Origin of the sequence: Vibrio splendidus 12E03, from assembly GCF_000272105.2 — a bacterium.
GTDB classification, from domain to species: Bacteria; Pseudomonadota; Gammaproteobacteria; order Enterobacterales; family Vibrionaceae; genus Vibrio; species Vibrio splendidus_I.
In genome coordinates this window covers 20,106-38,199 of record NZ_AJZD02000002.1, presented here as the reverse complement: position 1 = coordinate 38,199, position 18,094 = coordinate 20,106, and the positions used below count along the sequence as shown (strand labels likewise).

The 18,094-nt window shown below is 44.6% G+C and carries 18 protein-coding genes; 7 read left to right on the top strand and 11 right to left on the bottom strand.

Annotated features, from left to right (window positions below; all coding sequences use genetic code 11):
- Positions 1-213: 213 nt before the first annotated feature.
- Complete coding sequence (locus A142_RS00185) at positions 214-675, top strand: TetR/AcrR family transcriptional regulator (RefSeq protein ID WP_004731875.1); 462 nt, start codon at positions 214-216, stop codon at positions 673-675.
- 395 nt (positions 676-1,070) lie between these two features.
- Here A142_RS00185 and A142_RS00180 read toward each other — a convergent pair whose 3' ends face one another.
- From A142_RS00180 to A142_RS00155, 6 genes are all read right to left on the bottom strand, one after another.
- Positions 1,071-1,853 (bottom strand): heme ABC transporter ATP-binding protein, encoded by a 783-nt coding sequence (locus A142_RS00180; protein ID WP_019826837.1) that lies wholly within the window; start codon positions 1,851-1,853, stop codon positions 1,071-1,073.
- On the bottom strand, positions 1,853-2,890 hold the full coding sequence (locus A142_RS00175; protein ID WP_029405747.1) for a FecCD family ABC transporter permease: 1,038 nt from the start codon (positions 2,888-2,890) through the stop codon (positions 1,853-1,855). The genes A142_RS00180 and A142_RS00175 overlap by 1 nt, the downstream gene beginning before the upstream one ends.
- Before the next feature lie 104 nt (positions 2,891-2,994).
- A complete protein-coding gene (locus A142_RS00170) occupies positions 2,995-3,885 on the bottom strand; it encodes a heme/hemin ABC transporter substrate-binding protein (protein ID WP_019826833.1) in 891 nt (296 codons plus the stop codon).
- Between the two features lie 149 nt (positions 3,886-4,034).
- Positions 4,035-4,448, bottom strand: coding sequence for an ExbD/TolR family protein (locus A142_RS00165; protein WP_019826831.1), 414 nt, complete (start codon positions 4,446-4,448; stop codon positions 4,035-4,037).
- Positions 4,445-5,146, bottom strand: a complete 702-nt coding sequence (locus A142_RS00160; protein WP_017062755.1) for a MotA/TolQ/ExbB proton channel family protein — start codon at positions 5,144-5,146, stop codon at positions 4,445-4,447. Before A142_RS00160 ends, A142_RS00165 begins: the two co-directional genes overlap by 4 nt.
- A 2-nt stretch (positions 5,147-5,148) precedes the next feature.
- A complete protein-coding gene (locus A142_RS00155) occupies positions 5,149-5,955 on the bottom strand; it encodes an energy transducer TonB (RefSeq protein WP_019826829.1) in 807 nt (268 codons plus the stop codon).
- A 161-nt stretch (positions 5,956-6,116) separates the two neighbouring features.
- Here A142_RS00155 and hutW point away from each other — a divergent pair, with 161 nt between their 5' ends.
- From hutW to A142_RS00135, 4 genes are all read left to right on the top strand, one after another.
- Positions 6,117-7,526, top strand: a complete 1,410-nt coding sequence (gene hutW, locus A142_RS00150; RefSeq protein ID WP_019826827.1) for a heme anaerobic degradation radical SAM methyltransferase ChuW/HutW — start codon at positions 6,117-6,119, stop codon at positions 7,524-7,526.
- 49 nt (positions 7,527-7,575) lie between these two features.
- Entirely contained in the window at positions 7,576-8,097 is a 522-nt protein-coding gene (hutX, locus tag A142_RS00145) for a heme utilization cystosolic carrier protein HutX (RefSeq protein WP_019826825.1), read from the top strand.
- A gap of 119 nt (positions 8,098-8,216) precedes the next feature.
- On the top strand, positions 8,217-8,747 hold the full coding sequence (gene hutZ, locus A142_RS00140) for a heme utilization protein HutZ (RefSeq protein ID WP_019826823.1): 531 nt from the start codon (positions 8,217-8,219) through the stop codon (positions 8,745-8,747).
- Between the two features lie 160 nt (positions 8,748-8,907).
- A complete protein-coding gene (locus A142_RS00135) occupies positions 8,908-9,453 on the top strand; it encodes an ATP:cob(I)alamin adenosyltransferase (RefSeq protein ID WP_019826822.1) in 546 nt (181 codons plus the stop codon).
- A 93-nt stretch (positions 9,454-9,546) separates the two neighbouring features.
- Here the strand turns inward: A142_RS00135 and A142_RS00130 are convergent, their stop codons facing one another.
- Positions 9,547-10,461 (bottom strand): chemotaxis protein, encoded by a 915-nt coding sequence (locus A142_RS00130; RefSeq protein ID WP_019826820.1) that lies wholly within the window; start codon positions 10,459-10,461, stop codon positions 9,547-9,549.
- A gap of 281 nt (positions 10,462-10,742) precedes the next feature.
- Between A142_RS00130 and ppiC the strand changes: the two genes are divergently transcribed.
- Positions 10,743-11,024: a peptidylprolyl isomerase PpiC gene (ppiC, locus tag A142_RS00125; RefSeq protein WP_258185064.1), complete on the top strand. Its 282-nt coding sequence runs from the start codon at positions 10,743-10,745 to the stop codon at positions 11,022-11,024.
- 282 nt (positions 11,025-11,306) lie between these two features.
- A complete protein-coding gene (locus A142_RS00120) occupies positions 11,307-12,713 on the top strand; it encodes an alpha-amylase family glycosyl hydrolase (protein ID WP_019826817.1) in 1,407 nt (468 codons plus the stop codon).
- Between the two features lie 141 nt (positions 12,714-12,854).
- Here the strand turns inward: A142_RS00120 and A142_RS00115 are convergent, their stop codons facing one another.
- The 4 genes from A142_RS00115 to A142_RS00100 all read right to left on the bottom strand — a co-directional run bounded on the left by A142_RS00115 (position 12,855) and on the right by A142_RS00100 (position 18,069).
- Complete coding sequence (locus A142_RS00115) at positions 12,855-14,726, bottom strand: methyl-accepting chemotaxis protein (protein ID WP_019826815.1); 1,872 nt, start codon at positions 14,724-14,726, stop codon at positions 12,855-12,857.
- A 435-nt stretch (positions 14,727-15,161) separates the two neighbouring features.
- A complete protein-coding gene (locus A142_RS00110) occupies positions 15,162-16,532 on the bottom strand; it encodes a YjiH family protein (protein ID WP_017064319.1) in 1,371 nt (456 codons plus the stop codon).
- A gap of 228 nt (positions 16,533-16,760) precedes the next feature.
- The gene (locus A142_RS00105; RefSeq protein WP_029405746.1) at positions 16,761-17,435 is read right to left on the bottom strand and encodes a YoaK family protein; all 675 of its coding nucleotides are present in this window, start codon (positions 17,433-17,435) and stop codon (positions 16,761-16,763) included.
- Between the two features lie 151 nt (positions 17,436-17,586).
- Positions 17,587-18,069, bottom strand: a complete 483-nt coding sequence (locus A142_RS00100; RefSeq protein ID WP_019826811.1) for a GFA family protein — start codon at positions 18,067-18,069, stop codon at positions 17,587-17,589.
- Between the last annotated feature and the right edge of the window lie 25 nt (positions 18,070-18,094).

Below are 18,094 nucleotides of genomic sequence, written 5' to 3'. Positions count from 1 at the left end.
TTATCGACTTAGGATTGTAAGGTGATTTTCGAAGAACAATTAGACAAAGTGTCCAAAGAGGCATCACTGTAAAATTGTTCGTACATAGTATTTGTGTGAATTTAGTTATAAATACTTGCGAAAAAATACCTTGCTCACATAATGCTGATAACGATTTTCATTCTGACTTCATTTGATTGAGTTAGATGGATTTACAAAGAGAAGAGCCTGAATATGCCAAAGCGTAGTAAAGAAGATACAGAAATCACGATCCAGAAAATCATGGATGCCGTTGTAGACCAGCTACTAAGATTGGGTTACGACAAGATGTCATACACGACGTTGAGTCAACAAACGGGTGTTTCTCGTACAGGTATAAGTCATCACTTTCCAAAGAAAACGGATTTTACTGCTGCTCTAGACGGTCGTATTTTCAAGATGTTCATGGAACACATTGACTTCGAAAATGGCCTTGACGCATTTTCAGCTAGCTGGGTTGCAGCACTTGAAGACGCTGAGTTCCTAGCAATCTTACGTTTACTTTTCCATCATATTGTTACTGCTGAGAGCGCGCATGAGTTCGCTGCAAACGGTATTGATCGTCTATACAAGCTGACTGAAACTCAGTTTGGCGATACTAGCGGTAAAGAACTAGAGTGGTTGATTGGTAAATCATTGATTCGAATGAGCCAATAATCAATACACAATGAAAGAAGCTCCTGAGGGGGCTTTTTTTGTGCCTTCAATTTCATTTATCTCGCTCTTTTTCTCTCGTTCTCACTCCGCTGCCGCTAACTTTATTTAGTTCCAAATGAAGTTATTTCTTTTCTTTTTAAATGCTTACGTTTGCCTCTTATATTCAACCTTAGTTGCTAAAAACTAAGCAACACTAACTGATATTGTTGATTTCTAGAGCCTCAAACGCTCGGAGTGGGACGTTTTGGAGTTCATTGCTATGGTTGCTAATAAAATGGAGTTTAAACCGAGAGAGTAGCTATGAGCCAATAAAAAGCCCCGAACAAATCGAGGCTTAGGATTACGTCATTGTTATCAAGAACGAATACTCAAAACGAGTCGCTACTTAATCGGACTTATTGTGCGGGGTGAACCTGAGGGAAGCTCATGGTTGGGTGTTTTTCTACGATACTTTTGTAGCCATACACATCTTCTATCATCGAAGGTTTCAGCGCATCCCAAGGCTTGCCATCACACACCAAATTGCCATCTTTTAATACTACCAATCGGTCGGAATACTGCGCGGCTAAGTTGAGGTCATGCAAAACTACGATAACCGCGGCATTGTGGTTGTCGGCTAACTCTCTCGCAATTTTTAAAGTGTTGTGCTGGTGGGCAAGATCCAGTGCAGATGTTGGTTCATCAAGCATCAAGATACATTGATCGCCAGAATAATGAAGCTGAGTTAACACTCGAGCCAAGTGCACTCGCTGCTTTTCACCGCCTGATAGAGAAGGATAAAGCCTTTCACTCAAGTGAGTCACATCTGCAATATCCATTTTTTGGCTAGCAATGCTGGTCAGCTTCTTGTTGGATTCTTGCAGAGGAATCCCACCAAGCTCGACAACTTCATGTGCCAAGAATGGGAAGGTCAAGGTGCTGTGTTGAGGAAGCATAGCAAGGTGCTTAGCTAACTTGTGAGAAGGCCACTTGTCTTTACTATGTCCAAAGTATTGAATATCGCCGTTGCTTGATATCTCTTGGCACAAAGCTTTAAGCAGCGTGCTTTTACCTGCGCCATTTGGCCCAAGCAGTGTGGTTACCTTTCCCGCTTCAATCTCAATAGAAACGCCATCTAATATCACTTTACTGCCGAACTTCACTTCGATATCGGTCGCTTTTAAAGCTGAAGGAAACATTAAAGGATTCTCCCTTTCTGTTGAAATAGTAGATACAAGAAGAATGGAGCGCCGATAATCGCAGTGACAATACCTACAGGTAGCTCTGCCGGAGCAAGTACCACACGTGAGAACATGTCTGCGGCGGTTAGCAGTAGTGCGCCTAGTACCGCTGATAGTGGCAACAGAACTCGGTGGTCAGGGCCTGCTAACATGCGACCTAAATGTGGGATCACCAAACCAATAAAACCAATCATGCCAGACAGGCTAACCGTGATACCAACGCCTGCAGCCGTCAGTAGAATCAGCTTTCGTTTAAGCTTTTGTACTGGGATGCCAAGGTGTTGCGCTTCTGACTCGCCCAGTAATAGAGCATTTAGAGACATCGCTTGGCGGTAGAAAACAACAAACAATCCAACGAGCGTGACAGCAGCCAGCAAAATGCCCGACCACTTAGCGCCTGCCAATGACCCCATCGACCACAATGAAAGATCGCGTAGCATTTGGTCATCAGCAATGAAATTCAAGAAGCCAATACCAGCGCCAGAGAGCGCACTGATCGCCACACCCGCCAACAACATGATGGTGACAGAGGTGCCGAATTTACCCGTGCCTAGCTTATACACCAACAGTGTGGTTAAAGCGCCGCCAAGAAAAGCGAACACAGGAACCGCAGCAAAGTTCATGAAAGCAGGGTATTGAAGCGATAGCTCAGAGAAAAGTACGATGGCCAGTGCTGCACCAAGCGCCGCACCAGCAGACACACCGATGATCCCAGGCTCAGCAAGTGGGTTTCGAAATAAGCCCTGCATAACAGCACCACATAACGCGAGAATCGCACCAATCAACATACACAAAATGGTTCTAGGTAAGCGAATCTCTTGAATCACCAAGTTGATGTGAGGTGCTAAGTCATTGTTTGGTTGAATTAAGCTCGTAGCGCTGTCCGCTAAGCTAATGTTCATTGGTCCAACAGTGATCGAGTACAGTGCGACAAAAGCTAGGGTAGCTCCTAGGCCTAACATCGACGTTTTCAGTGGGACGGATCGTAACAACATAAAGGGCCTCAATATCTATCGCTAACTTTAACCCCTTTACCAACAACGTGAGTCAGTTGGTGAAGAGAAGTGAATTAGCTATAGCAGAAATAGGGGGAGTCGAGTTATAGCGGGTAGATAAGTGCGTTTAAGCGCTTAGCTTCAGAGAGGCTTTCTAGGCCAAGCCCGCCAACCAAAGCACTGCCATTTACGGTAATGATTTGCTTGTTCATACCTGCAGGCGTTGCCGCTAGCATAGGTAGTGATTTCAGGATGGCATCTGCGCCGCCCATTTTTTGATAACTACGGCCGCTTACTAAAATGACATCCGGTTGCATCTCAACGAGTGATTCCATTGAAAGTGTTTTGTAAGACGTTAGGCTCTGAGCTGCAGGGTTGATGCCGCCAGCTAACTCGATGATTGCGTTTGGTGATGTTTCACCGCCAGCAACGTTCGCAGGGCGACCTTCATGCAGCAACAGGAATAGAACTTTCTTCGCTTCGTTGCTTGGTACTTGGTTCGCTTTCAGTGCTGCAATCTTTTGATTCACATCAGCTTTCACTTGCTGCGAGTGGTCTTCTGTATGGGTGATCTTGGCGATTTGGTCGATACGCTTTAACAGCCCTTCCACGTTTGCTTCAGTATTCACGATCTCGACATCGACGCCTGCCGATTTTAATTGAGAAATCGTGTTGTCTGGTCCCATTTCATCAGAACCAATCAGTGTGGTTGGCTCTAGGGCAAGTAAGCCTTCAACAGACAGGTTTCTGTGGTAGCCAATCTTTGGCAGGTTGTCAGATTGAGGGAAGCGGCTGGTTACATCAATACCCACCAATTGTTCTTCTGCGCCAAGCGCCAAAACTAATTCTGTAACAGCACTGCCGGCACTGATGATGCGGGGTTGTTCAACGTTGTTTGCCATCGCAGTTGGCGCAGTCAATACTAAGCTCATAGCGGCTACTGAAAGGAGATGTGTCTTGGTCTTTAATTTATTGAGCACGTTTAAGTTGTTCATAATAAGTTCTTTATATTTTCTTTTTGTATCGCGAAGATACTCAGTGAGCAGTCCGTTCGCATTGTGAGTTCGAGTCGATAGAGAGGCTTAGCTCTGATTGTTTAGTCTTATCGGTCAGAAGCCAAACCTCGTGAAAATTGAGTGTTGTTCTAGCCATCGTCAGTGAGCAATTGAGTCGCTGGTATTCCGTTCTCTTGAAGGAATGAAAGTAGCTTCACTAAGTTTTCAACGTTGGCGGCTTTATCCGCGCCAATGATGATCGGCTTTTTATCCGTTGAACCTGTCTCTTCTAACAGGGCAATCTTAAAGTTTTCCCAGTCGATGTACTCTTGGCCGTTAATCGCCCAGTAGGGTTCGCGGTCTAAAATATTGACGCTAATCGAATCCTTGTGGACTTCAGAAACGTTTTTGACATCCGAGCTTGGCAGCTCAACTTCCAGTGACTCCAGCTTTACTGATGCCGTAAGCAATAGAAAAACCATCACAATAAAAATGATGTCGAGCAGCGGTGTTAAGTCTGGCGCTAGGCTCTGTGTGTTCGATGAGTGGGGCGTTTTAATCATGCTTGGCTCACATCACCGATAGAGGTTTTGTTGACAGGCTTACCTTGAGTATCATCAGACTGATTGGTTTGAATCGACATGCCTTCTAGCCACACATTCACATAGTTCAGAGTATGTTCTAGTTGAGCTAGCACTCGATCGGCCCATAACCCTAGTAGCTGAGCACCAGAAATAGCAGGAAGCGCAATCATCAAACCTGCTGCTGTGGTTCGCATTGCTAATCCAAGACCGTCTGCCAAGTCATTAGGCGTGATGCTGCCTGTTGTCGCGGCAACGCCTTTAAACATCTCAATAAGACCAAGTACCGTACCAAGCAAGCCGATGAGTGGGCTGATCACGCCGATCAAACCAAGCAGTCTTAAACCGGCATGAAGCTGGTGGCGTTTTTCTTGTAGCCAGATCCCAGCGGCATCTTCACGTAACCCTTTTGAAAAGGAGTGGTGAGCAAGCAACATTGACACGCCCTTGTACAGTAGCGGGCGTTTACCTGAAATCGACTGAGCAAGCGCTTCAATCTCTTTACTGTTGGTTGGTGAAATTTGGTTAAGCTCACGACGAATGGCACGTTTGCCCACACCAATGCTGAGCATGACTTGGAAGACACGTTCAGCGATGATCATTGCTGTTAATGCTGAACAGATAAGAAGAGGCCAAGTCATTAAGCCAAGTTGATCTTGTAAGTAACTGATTTGTTGCATGATTAATCCAACCTAAAACGAACAGGTATTTGTACTCGGTGAGCAATCGCTCGACCATTGACAGTGTGAGGTGAGAATTTCCATTGTTTAATGGCATCTAATGCGGCGTTATCGAGCATTAGTGCGCCTGATGAATTTACTAATGCTTGTTTAATTTGTTTGCCTTCAGCGTCTAGCCAGATTTCATAAGTCGCGACACCTTCAACGCCACGACGTCTTGCTTGGCGAGGGTAATTCGGTGGGGTAGGACGCGCAGAGAACGAAGGCTTAGTGACCAAAACTGGCTCTTGGTTTGATACGCCTTGATTTACTTCCTGAGGCTGGTTGGCAGATTCGTCCATATTCTTATCGACTTTCTTGTCGGCTAGCTTCTCTGGTTGAGTGGCTGGTTTTGGGCGTTCTTTCTTAACTACCTTTTTCTCAGTTACTGGTTTCTTTTGAACCGACTTCTTCTCGACAACCTTTTGCTCAATCACTTTTTTCTCAACTTTCTTTGGTTGAGGTTTATTGGTGATCGCTTTTTTCTTTGGGGTTGGCTTAGCTTGCTTTGGCTCAACCGTTTTTGGTTCGACTGGTTTAGGTTCGGCTTGTGAGACGGTTTCTTTTATTGGCTCAGGTTTAACTGGCTCTGTGATTGTTTTTTGCTGAGCTTGTGAAGGAACGCTCTTAGGAGTGAAGTTGATCGATACCGTGTTTGATTGGCTACCTGCAGGCATCGCAAATACTTTGGATTCTTGAGCGACAAACAACAACGCTGCATGAATCACTAACGATGCACCGCCTGCAATAACATATCTAGGAACGTTCACAATCAATCCTTTACCAAATCAAAATTCTGTATCGGATTATTGCTTAGAATCTAAATAAGATCAATTATCAATTGCATTATCATTTACGTGTATTTATGATTCTCTCAGTTTTTAGCGAATAGTCTTCCAGACTTTGCTATGTAAGTGTTTAGAGAGATCATATGAGTCTTAATATTTATAAATTTGACGAATCAATCTTGGGCATTTCTAGCCCTGATCCGCTTCGTTTTGCGTTTGCGAAAAAGCATTCTGCACACGCCGGAGGAAGTTCAATTCCGGTCGACCCCAGTAAGAAGTTAGAACTCTTTGACGAACTGATGCTGAGTGAAGGGAAAAAACAGGATAAGCGTTGCTTGTATATCCACATTCCTTTCTGTCGTGTGCGTTGTACGTTCTGCAATTTCTTCCAAAATGCCGCAAGCCGTAAATTAGTGGATGAGTATTTCGATGCACTGATGGTCGAGCTAAAGCAGAAAGCCAAAACGCCTTGGGCTCAGTCTGGACTATTTCACGCTGTCTATATTGGTGGCGGAACACCTACCGATTTGTCGCCTCAACAAGTTGAGCAGCTGGGTAAAGCGATTCGCCAATATTTCCCACTAGCAAACGATGTTGAGATGACATTGGAAGGGCGCATCAATCGATTTGGTGACGAGATGTTTGATCGTGCGCTTGAAGGTGGTTTCAACCGTTTCTCCTTTGGTATTCAAAGTTTCAACACTCAAGTTCGACGCAGTGCTAAGCGCTTAGATGACCGAGAGGTTGTGCTAGAACGTATCAGTTCACTAAGTCGTATAGAGCAAGCGCCAATCGTTCTTGATTTGTTATACGGACTACCGCACCAGTCTATGGAAGTGTTCCAACAAGATTTAGAAGACTACATGTCTACGGGCGCACACGGTATTGACCTCTACCAACTGATCGTTGCGGGCAATGCACCTATGCTTAATCTCGTTGAGAAAGGAAAAATCCCACCGCCGGCCAACACGCCAGATAAGGCGAGTATGTACTTGGCGGGTGTTGAGTTCATGGCTAAGCACAAGGTTAAACAGCTGAGTGTGAATCACTGGACTCGCGATAACCGCGAACGCAGCATTTACAACAGCTTAGCTAAAACTTATGCCGAAGTGCTTCCAATTGGTTGTGGCGCTGGTGGCAACATTGGCGGCCACGGTGTGATGCAACATCGAACTTTAGACAGCTACATGGAGTCTATAAAACAAGGTCAGTTGCCGATTGCCATGATGACGAAGCAAAGCTTATTAGAGCCGATCTTCTCGACATTAAAGGCAGGCTTTGATTCTGGTGTTGTTAGAAGAAGTACGTTGCCGACCTTTATGGGACAAGACACGTTCGATTACTTGAAGCCTCTGTTCTCACATTGGGAAAAGAATGGCTTGGTTGAGCTTTCAGAGGATTACTTGAGCCTGACTATTGCTGGCAGCTTTTGGGCAGTAAGCCTCGCTCAGAGTGTGATTCAAGTACTTAACGCTGAATATCAAGCGGTGCACCCTGCACCGAAAGCGTCAGGTTCGGGCGTTCACCCGCATGCAAGCTTGAAGCACGCTTAATATCGAATTTTTAGTTTATAACTTACTCGTTTATACGGACACATATTCAATGACAGATACAACATTAGAAATGACACAAACTCTAGAGCAACGTGTTGCTCGCATTCTAGAAGAAGAACCAAAACTGCTTCCGACTGCGATTGCTGAGAAGCTCGGTGTTTCAGAGGTTGAAGTAGTTGCTGCTTTTCCAAACGACATGGCAGTGATGCTAGATGGCAGCCGTGCTCAAGAAATTCTAGAAGGATTAGTGGGTTGGGGCCCTGTGACCACAATCGTGCATTCATTCGGATCAATCTTTGAAGTAAAAGCGCCGTTTCCTAAAGGTAAAGTAGCACGTGGTTACTACAACCTGATGGGCAAAGAAGGCGAGCTTCATGGTCACCTAAAGTTAGACAACGTTAAACAGATCGGTTTGGTGAGCAAAGCGTTCATGGGTCGTGAAAGTCATTACTTCGGTTTCTTCAGTGAAACGGGCGAGAACATTTTTAAGATCTACCTAGGCCGCAACGAAAAGCGTGAGCTTATTGCCGACCAAGTAGAACGCTTCAAAGCGTTAAAAGCACAAGCTTAAACAGAATCAGCAGTAATAGTTAATAAAACATCAATGCTCGAGGATCGTTTAGTTCGCTAATGATCGCTCAACCTCGAGCAAAAATAATAAATCAGAGAAAGTGAATAAAGGAATTACCCATGGAACAGCAAGTAAAACAAGAACGTCTACAAGGTCGCCTAGGTCCAGAAATTAAAGAGTTTCGCCAAGAGCGCCGTACCCTTCAACTTGCAACGGTTGATGAAGAAGGTCGCCCGAACGTAAGTTACGCACCTTTCGTTCAGAACCAAGAAGGTTACTTTGTTCTAATTTCTGATATTGCTCGTCATGCTCGTAACTTGAAAGCAAACCCTCAGGTCTCTTTGATGATGATTGAAGACGAAGAGAGCTCGAAGCAGCTTTACGCACGTAAGCGTTTAACGTTTGATGCTCAAGCAAGTGTTATTGAGCGTGAAACAGAGCTTTGGACTCAAGTGATTGGCCAGATGCAAGAGCGTTTTGGTGAAATCATTGATGGTTTGAGCCAACTTCAAGACTTCTCTCTATTCAACCTTAAAGCAGAGAACGGCCTATTCGTTAAAGGCTTCGGTCAGGCATACCAAGTGTCAGGCGACGATCTGGTGGATTTCGTTCACCTTCAAGAAGGCCACAAAAAAGTATCTAACGAGTAATCTCGTTTAACTGGTTATGTAAGAAGCCCTCCAATGTGAGGGTTTTTTTACGTCTAAAAATCGTTGTAAACACACTAGCGTTGATGTGAGAAAAAGCAGACTAAATCAAAGAGTTTGGTATATTGGCGTCTGACTAATATTTATGTGTAAGGATCGCTACGTGAAACCAGTAAGTCGAGATTGGGACGAGTTCTGTTACCCGTTCATTTATGAAGACAGTCCTATCTGTGATTTTGAGATTCTGTCGGACGAGCTTTGTTGCCGAGTTGGATTGGTTCTTTCATTGGAATTGGAACCACAAGTTCGCGAGATCCTGCAACGCCTACAGCCGAACATCTATCATTTGAATGGTTCCGTGCGTGGGAAGTTAGCGATTACTGAATCCGAACTGGTCGAGCTTAAGCAAGACTATCATCGTATCCGTGAGCAGCTAGAAGGTGGCTTCAAAGGGTTTGTATTACCTGGCGGGAATCGAGTGTCTAGCGAGCTTCACTTGTGTCGTTGTCAGGCTAAGAAAGTGGTGCGAGCTTTGGTGAGTATTGAACATCATGAAAGCAAAAAGTCGCCAGACCCGATTCTTTTTAAATACGCAAACCTAGTCGCGAACACTCTCTATGCATTGGCCTCTTTTACCAATCATGTCAATGAAGTCGAGGAAGTGGAATTTGTGAGTAAGAGCTATTCTATGCCAGATAACAAAGACTAACGGTTAACTCTATTCTTATTAAGGTTTGAAGAAAGAAGAGATTAAGAAGCTAAACCATTGAGCACTATGCTAGGTTTAGCTTCTAAACAGAGCCTAAGCCGCCGTAGAGGCGTCGTTTAAGACTTTTGCGCCGCGTAGCATAGCTTCGATTAACTCACCCGCATTGAACTTCTCAAGCGCTTCGTGGGCTCCTACTTGATTAGCACGATCCACACAGATCTCACTGGATAGTGATGTGTGCAAAATACAGTAAGCGTGACTTAGAGCGCTGTCGTTTTGCACTTCAAATGCAAGCTCATAACCATCTAATCCTGGCATCTCGATATCACTCACCAGAAGATCAATGGCATTGCCAGCGCTGGCTTGGCGTCGCATTAGTTCGATGGCATCTAAGCCGTTGTTACAAATGCTGTAAGGGATGTTGATGCTGTCTAGGGCATCAGATAACTGCTTACGCGCAATCAAAGAGTCATCCACCAATAAGATGTTCAGCGCTTTGAGTCGCTCCCTTTCTACATCGGTCAGCATTGGAATATGCGCATTCTCATAATCTGGGTAGATTTTAGAGAGCAGTAATTCAACATCGAGCATTTGCACGATACGATCTTCAAAGCGAGTAATGCCTGTCACAAATACATTGCGACCGACACTCGCTGGTGGCGATTCAATACTCTTCCAATCACATTCAATGATTTTGTCGATTGAGCGAACTAAGAATGCCACGACCGTTCTTAAGCAGTCGGTCACGATGAGTACACAGTCATTGTATTCAGCGGGAGTGATCGGGCGAAAGCCAATCGCGGCAGACATATCAATCACAGGAACCGTAAGATCGCGAATGGTCACGGTGCCAATCACATGGTGATGAGAGTAGGGGATCTGAGTCATCGGTTGAAAAGGAACGATTTCCCTGACTTTAAGCGTGCCAATCGCAAAACTTTGAGTGAGGGACAATTTGAACATCAACATTCCCTGTGACTGACTCGCTTTACTGATCGGTTTGGCCATAAGTGGCTCCTACTTAATACGCGCTTAATTTATAAGGATTAATTTAAAGGGAAATGGAAGCCGCAGCAAGTCGCGATGCGGTTTTTAATGGCCTTTAATGCAGTTGTTTTCGGTTATAGAGTGAAGAATAGCGGTTCTTGGGTTAAAATCACGCTAAACGCTGGCTGTCGATGAATTTATGTCGATAAGCCGTTAGCGGTAAACAGATTTACAACAGTCAGTTCATTCGCGATGTTCTAAGCAATCGTAGTAAGTAAACTGGCAGCAACAAACTGAGAATTATCATGGCAAGAACAGCAGCAGCGCTTCATATTTTGGTGAAGCATAAAGAACTAGCAGAAGACATCATGACGCAGCTTAAAAAGGGCGCTAAATTTCAAACGCTAGCGAAGAAACATTCAACCTGTCCATCTGGTAAAAAGGGCGGCGACCTAGGCGAGTTCAAAAAAGGTCAAATGGTGCCTCAGTTTGATAAGGTTTGTTTCTCTGGCGAGACGCTTGTACCCCACCTTGTGAAAACAAAATTCGGTTGGCATGTAGTTAAGGTTCTTTACAGAACCTAGTGTAAGATATGTGTTAGATGGAATAAAAGGAGCGTATATACGCTCCTTTTTTGTGACTTTTTTGCGCGTTTTAAAGTACTACGGTTGAGTGTTCATCCCAGACGTTATGCGATAATTGGTGCTACGCCCTCAACTATCCACCGTGAGTAATTGGTAGGAGGAGGAGGGTTTTTAATGAGTAACTCATATAATAAATACCATTCTTAAGGAAATTTATGCAGCTTTGCCTTTTAGCCTTTGCCTTTTCTAGAAAGCTGTAAACGAGTTTGGTAGGAGAACAACATGGAGAGTTCAGCTATGTTAAGCAACCCAGCGACAGATGTCATATTGCATGCCTTTGACTGGTGCTACGCTGACGTAATGAAGAACGCCCCACTGATCCAAGAGTTGGGTTATAAATCTGTTTTAGTATCACCGGCGATGAAATCGCTGCGCGGCCCTAAGGGTTGCGACCGAAATTCTGGCACCCAATGGTGGCAACGTTATCAGCCCCAAGATTACCGTGTAATCGACAACCAGCTTGGTGACACGCAAGATTTCACTGCGATGGTGAACACGTTAAAGCAACACGGGCTTCGTACTTATGTAGATGTCGTTTTTAACCACATGGCCAACGAATCGGGTATCCGCGGTGACTTAACGTATCCCAATCAGCAAGACATGGCGTCTTATCAAAAAGATGCTGACTATTATGAATCCATACGTTTGTTTGGTGACCTTTCTGAGCCTCTTTTTGATGAGAACGACTTCGTGGAAGCGTTTGGTATCAAGAACTGGAAAGACACGTGGGAAGTGCAAAACGGGCGTATTACCGGTGGCGCGAGCGATCCTGGCCTGCCAACGCTACTCGATAACGATAATGTGGTGGCACAACAAAGAGCCTACCTAAAAGCACTGAAAGAGATTGGTGTGAAAGGATTTCGCATTGATGCGGCAAAGCATATGACACTGGCACACCTACGTAAGGTGTGGACTGATGACATCTGCGAAGAAATGCACATCTTCGGTGAGATCATTACCGATGGCGGCGCGACAGAAGAAGAGTATGAGCTGTTCCTTGAGCCTTATCTTAAACACACTCGCTTAGGCGCTTACGATTTCCCGTTGTTCAACACCATCTTCAAAGCATTTGAAGAGCAGGGCAGCTTTAAGTCTTTGATTAACCCATACTGTTTTGGTCAGGCTCTGTCGAATATGCGAGCGATCACGTTTGCGGTCACTCATGATATTCCCAATAACGAGGTGTTTTTGGAGCATGTAATGGATGAAGTGGATGAGCGATTGGCTCATGCTTTCATTCTTGGTCGAGACGGCGGTGTGCCGCTTGTTTACAGTGAACTGAGCACCAGCGGTATTCTGGACAAGAGCGGTCAGCCTCGTTGGCTTAACGACTGGCAAGCGCCTTACATGAAAAGCATGATTCAATTCCATAACCATGTTCATGGCGAAGCGATGCGTGTGGTTGAAGCGAATGATGATTTGTTGGTGTTTGTCCGTGGTGATAAAGGCATTGTGGTGATCAACAAGTCGAAGCGAAGCAAAACAGCCTCATTAAATTGGACTGGCGCAGTGACCGATTTGTTGTCTGGAGAGGTGTTCGACTGTGTCGGAAAGGAGTTAACCGTTAAGGTTGAGCCTAACCAGTGCATGATGTTGACGACCAACTCGACCGAATCTGTTATGAGTTAAGCCCAATCGGCAAGAAAGACAATATTGAAAAGAAAGCCCCGCTTACTGGCAATCAGTAATCGGGGCTTTTTATTTTAAGCTATTGCTCGGTAACTAAACCAAATGGCGACTCAGCCAAACGGCAACTGAGCCAAACCTTGGTTAAACCGTAAACTTATTCAATAGCTCGTCTTGTTGGCGAACATTGTCAGTTTGCTGCTGCATTGCGGTATTCGCTTCTTGGGCCGCTGTTGATACTTGTGTTGAAAGGTCTTTGATCTTAACAGTGTTGTTATTGATCTCTTCCGCTACCAAGCTCTGCTCTTCTGCCGCTGAAGCAATCTGGATGTTCATATCTGAGATGTGTTGAATCGCGTCACGGATACGGTCAAGTGAAGAGTTCGCTTGCTGAGCGCGTTCAACGGCGTCAGTGGCTGTGTCTTTACTTTGGTTCATCGCGTTCGATACTGAGCTTGCACCCGCTTGGAGCTGTTCAATCATGTTGCGGATTTCAGTCGTCGACTCTTGAGTACGCTGCGCCAGAGTGCGAACTTCATCGGCAACGACTGCGAAACCACGGCCTGACTCACCAGCACGCGCCGCTTCAATAGCTGCATTCAATGCCAGTAGGTTGGTTTGGTCTGCAATATCGTTGATTACTTTTAGAATCGTTTCGATGTTGGCTGTTGCTGATTCAAGTACTTGTACTTCGGCAACCGCTTGGTCGATACGAGCTGAAAGGTTATCAATCGCTTGAGTGGTGTCACTTACGACAGATGTGCCGTCTAGCGTTGCTTCGTCTGCTTCACGGGCTGCAGCAGCTGCGCCTTGAGCATTGTTTGCAACTTCAGTTGCAGTAACCGCCATCTCGTTCATTGCAGTCGCTAACTGTTCAAGCTCTTGCAGCTGGGTATTCATTGCTTTCGCTGATTCGCCCGCGCCTTTCACTGTGATTTCAGTACCGCGTTTAATCTCAACACCAATAGCTTTCGATTGAATGATCTGATTTTGCAGATTTTCGGTAAAGGTATTGAAGCCTTTCGCTAGGTCAGAGAACTCTTTGTCTGTGTTGGTATCTAGGCGCTTAGTTAAGTCACCTTGTCCGCTTGCTACATCTTGAATCGCTTGGTTAAGTGCATCCAGTGGGCGCATTAACACACGAATCAGAACTGTTAGAGCAATGATGCTGAGAATCACCGCAATCAATGAGTAGATCATTGAGCTGTTCTTCAACTCTTCAACGGTTTGGAACGCGATCTCTTCATCGAGGATGGCACCGATATACCAATCTTCACTAGGGATGTGGGTGAAGTTAACTAGGAACATTTTGCCGTCGACTTCAATTTCTTGAGAGCCTTCACGAATAGTCGCTTGAGGCATGTAGCTTGAAAGCATTTCACCGTTGTTTTTCGCATTCGGGTGAGCAATCGTGGTGCCGTCGGCTGTTACCAGGAATAGGTAACCCGCATCAAACAAGTTCACTTGGTTGACCAAGGTAGCAAGGTTCGTCAATTCTAGGTCGTAGAACATACCTGCAGTAAAGCGACCATTGTCTTTAACTGGAGTGCCTACTGATATGATGACTTTCTTACTTGATGCATCCACATAAGGAGCGGTTACAACCAAACTGTTTTTGGATTTAGCATCAATGTACCAAGGACGAATTCGTGGGTCGTAATCTGGACCTGCTTCCCAACCATCATCATTTTCAATAACGAAACCGTTTGCTTCATAACCAAAACCAACCGCTAGGAAGCTGTTTTTAAGCTTTGGCTTTTCTAAGATTTCTTTAACGTAAGCGCGATCTTCAGGGTTGATCTCGATGACTTCAGTCGTCGATTGAGCCAACGCTTTCTTGGCGTTCATCTCCGATACGACGGTATTTTTCACGCCCGAGACCATCTCTTTCAGGCTCGCATTGACGTGGTTTTCTACTGCACTTCTTACAGTGTAAAGTTGTTGTATTGAAAGCAATGATACTGTCACTAGCAGCAAGGCTGATGATGCAGCAACCACCTTATGGCTAAATTTCATTGAGTTTTCCCCTTCTCACAGGCTTTGCGAAGACTAAAGTTAATCGTGTTTTTGTAATTATATATATCGACTAGATTGGATTTTACTTGAATGTAATTTCACAAAATAGACTACAAAAATACAACAACCTAAACAATACAAAATTCACTAAATCACATATTTGTTACTTTTAGTATTTGGTTCAATGAGTTGGGGAATGGGGCTATACGGAGTTTAAGGAGGGATTAAGAATGTATTAATTTGACGATTATGCGTTCAGTTTTCTATTAACAAGAAGTGGGTTGAATAAACGATATGAAATCAAGTGATATGCAGAACTTATAAATTGATTGAACTCTAAATAATGCTGTGTATATATTTGTGCTAATAAAAAGCCCCACAAAAGTGAGGCTTTATAAACTGAATCTTTATTGAGTTATATAAGTAGTATCTAATTTAGAATATTAGATGCGCTACACCAGCGATAACTGGAAGCGTAATTAACGTACGTAGAATAAAGATAATAAACAGTTCTAAGATGTTCACTGGAATCTTACTGCCTAGAAGTAGAGCGCCCACCTCAGACATGTAGATCAGCTGAGTTACCGACATTGCTGCAATAACAAAGCGAGTCATCTCGTTGTCGATAGAAGCCGCAAGGATTGCTGGGATAAACATGTCCGCAAAACCAACAACAATCGTTTCAGATGCTGCAACCGCTTCAGGAACACCAAGTAGCTCTAGGAATGGAATGAAAGGCTGACCTAGGATTGAGAACACAGACGTGTATTCCGCAATAACCAGTGCCATTGTACCTAAACCCATAACAACAGGCAGTACGCCAAATACCATATCCACGGCGTTACGAACGCCTTCGCCAAATACAGATTTAGCCGACTTTACTTGAGATGCTTTATTTACCGCTAGCTCAAGACCCCAAGAGAACGTTGAGTGACCTGCTGGGATCGCGTCAGCGTCTTTGTGCGGCTTGCTGCCATCAATGAAAGTATCTTTCTTCATGCTTAGTGGTGGAAGGCGAGGGATGATCACCGCTGCCACAATACCCGCTAAACAGATTGCTGCGTAGAAAGGTAGGAACAGGTGCTCTAGTTCTACCTGAGCAATAACCACAAGACTGAATGTGATAGATACTGCTGAGAAAGTCGTACCAACAACCGCAGCTTCACGCTGAGTGTAGAACTTCTTCTCGTACTGTTTGCTTGTAAGCAGGATACCAACGCTGCCGTCACCCAACCAAGAAGCCATACAGTCAATAGCACTGCGGCCTGGTAGGTTGAAGATTGGACGCATGATTTTACTTAGTAGCGTGCCAAACAGCTCTAGTAGACCAAAGTTAAGTAGAAGCGGAAGTAGCAAACCAGCAAAGATGAATACTGAAAACAGTGTCGGAAGCAGGCCTTCTAGAACCAGACCACCAGTATTTTCTTCCCAAATAACCTCAGGGCCAACTTGGAAGAAAGCCATAACGGCTGCAGCACCACCAATTAAACGAACCAACAACCATAGTGGAGATGGGTTGAAAAGGCCGTTTAAAAATGAATTTGATGTAATGAATGTAGGCTTAAAAATGGTGCTTAAAACTGAAGCTACAGACATGAAAGCAACGATCGCAGTGATGATAGGGACTAGATATTCACCGAAAACCGCTTGAATTGATTTGGCTAATATAGCTACAGGGATGGTTAGATCACCTTGATAGCTGATGGGTGCCATGAAAAGGAATAAACCAATCAATGATGGGATTAAGAAAACCCAGAAACTGCCTTTAGATTTCTCTGTTTGAGCAGTATTCGTGTTGTTAGACATGTTATTGTTCTCGAATTTCTACACGTAAAAAAGCCACATCCTTGGCATTTTTATTCACTAAACGTCCGTATTTTCTCATTGGGTGCAAGATTACCCAGTATTAATATCGCTTGCAATACTATTCATCAAATATCGCTAAATATTCATGCTGGTTATTCTGCAACGTATTAAGAGTTTAGAATAAAGTGTTGCGGATGTTACGTAGTTTGAGGTTATATTGCCAGATATTTATAAATTGACTGGGGTTTCAGTTCGATAGGTCAAGTATAACCAGTAGCTAAACGCAATAATGAAGGCGAAAGAAGCTGGGAAAGCCAATGCTAAGATTTCGAAGCGTTGGAACAGACAAGCGCCAATTAAGCCGCCAAACAGGAAGCCAACCACAATGAACATTAGCAGTTTGGCTTTACGGCGGTCAAAAGGCATCCCCTTTAAGCGAGCGCCAATCATGATCCCAAGATCGGTAATGATCCCGCTCATGTGTGTTGTTCTAATGATCGCCCCGCTGTAAGTGGTGATCATCGCGTTCTGCAAACCACACGCGGCTGAAGCGAAATACTGACCTGAAGTATAGCCTTGCAACAGTGTCCACAGCGCCAAAAACAGCAATCCACCCTCAATACATAGCGCAACACCGTAACGGCGTCCTAACTTCAATGCTTGGTTTTCAATAAAGAACCCGCTGAACGCCGCACCTAACATGAAGCTCATGATCACCAATAGGAGGTGAACAGAAGCCGAGGTCGGTGTAAGCAGGCTACTGCCTAGCAAAGACATGGTGCCGGAGATATGGGAGATAGCTTGATGTTGGAAGCCAAGTAAGCCGATAGCATTAACACTGCCAGCAAGGGCTGCTAATAGTAAGGCGCCGTATTCAACCCAGCGAGGTAGCTTAGAAATCATGTGGTTCACTCTGGGTTAAATAGAGGAGCAAGATTATAACGCTAGAGAAAAGATACGCTAGCGCAGTGGAGCGTTGATATTTGATCTTAGGCAACAGTATTGCAGTTTGTTTTAATACTGTTGCTATATAAAGATAACGCTCAATGACGAACTAGTTGTAATAGCTCATTTGGTGGTCGAACTTAACCCAACCGTGTTTGCGTTCTTCATAAACCGAAAAGCTCGGCAGTGGGAAGTCTTGCTCTTTAAATAATCCGAGCGGGACGACATAAAAATCGGCGGCGGCAACTGACTGCAAAAGCATGGTGGTGCCACACTTGGGGCAAAACTGATAGGTGACTTCATTACCCGTATCGCTGATGCGTGAAAAAGAGGTCACTTCACCGCTGAGTGTGACTTGTTCTATTGGGAACCGAGCCTGTACGCCGAACACACTTCCGGTGCGTTTCTGACACTCATAACAATGACAGACAGAGGTTCGTTGAGGTTCGCCTCGGCATACTAGGCTGACCGAGCCACAACGGCATTCGCAATTTCTGATATTTCTATCTTTAATATGATTGATATCCATCCATGCTCCAGTTCTGGTTAACCCTGTATTGATAATTATACTAAAGCCCTTTATGGTCTGCACAACTGGATGAAAACAAAAGAATAAA

Excerpts from the sequence above, each read along its gene's own strand:
- A142_RS00170 (WP_019826833.1), bottom strand. The coding sequence starts at position 3,885 with ATGAACAACTTAAACGTGCTCAATAAATTAAAGACCAAGACACATCTC.
- A142_RS00105 (WP_029405746.1), bottom strand. The coding sequence starts at position 17,435 with ATGATTTCTAAGCTACCTCGCTGGGTTGAATACGGCGCCTTACTATTA.
- A142_RS00160 (WP_017062755.1), bottom strand. The coding sequence starts at position 5,146 with ATGCAACAAATCAGTTACTTACAAGATCAACTTGGCTTAATGACTTGG.
- A142_RS00110 (WP_017064319.1), bottom strand. The coding sequence starts at position 16,532 with ATGTCTAACAACACGAATACTGCTCAAACAGAGAAATCTAAAGGCAGT.
- hutZ (WP_019826823.1), top strand. The coding sequence starts at position 8,217 with ATGGAACAGCAAGTAAAACAAGAACGTCTACAAGGTCGCCTAGGTCCA.
- A142_RS00120 (WP_019826817.1), top strand. The coding sequence starts at position 11,307 with ATGGAGAGTTCAGCTATGTTAAGCAACCCAGCGACAGATGTCATATTG.
- A142_RS00180 (WP_019826837.1), bottom strand. The coding sequence starts at position 1,853 with ATGTTTCCTTCAGCTTTAAAAGCGACCGATATCGAAGTGAAGTTCGGC.
- A142_RS00185 (WP_004731875.1), top strand. The coding sequence starts at position 214 with ATGCCAAAGCGTAGTAAAGAAGATACAGAAATCACGATCCAGAAAATC.
- hutW (WP_019826827.1), top strand. The coding sequence starts at position 6,117 with ATGAGTCTTAATATTTATAAATTTGACGAATCAATCTTGGGCATTTCT.
- A142_RS00175 (WP_029405747.1), bottom strand. The coding sequence starts at position 2,890 with ATGTTGTTACGATCCGTCCCACTGAAAACGTCGATGTTAGGCCTAGGA.
- A142_RS00130 (WP_019826820.1), bottom strand. The coding sequence starts at position 10,461 with ATGGCCAAACCGATCAGTAAAGCGAGTCAGTCACAGGGAATGTTGATG.
- A142_RS00115 (WP_019826815.1), bottom strand. The coding sequence starts at position 14,726 with ATGAAATTTAGCCATAAGGTGGTTGCTGCATCATCAGCCTTGCTGCTA.
- hutX (WP_019826825.1), top strand. The coding sequence starts at position 7,576 with ATGACAGATACAACATTAGAAATGACACAAACTCTAGAGCAACGTGTT.
- A142_RS00165 (WP_019826831.1), bottom strand. The coding sequence starts at position 4,448 with ATGATTAAAACGCCCCACTCATCGAACACACAGAGCCTAGCGCCAGAC.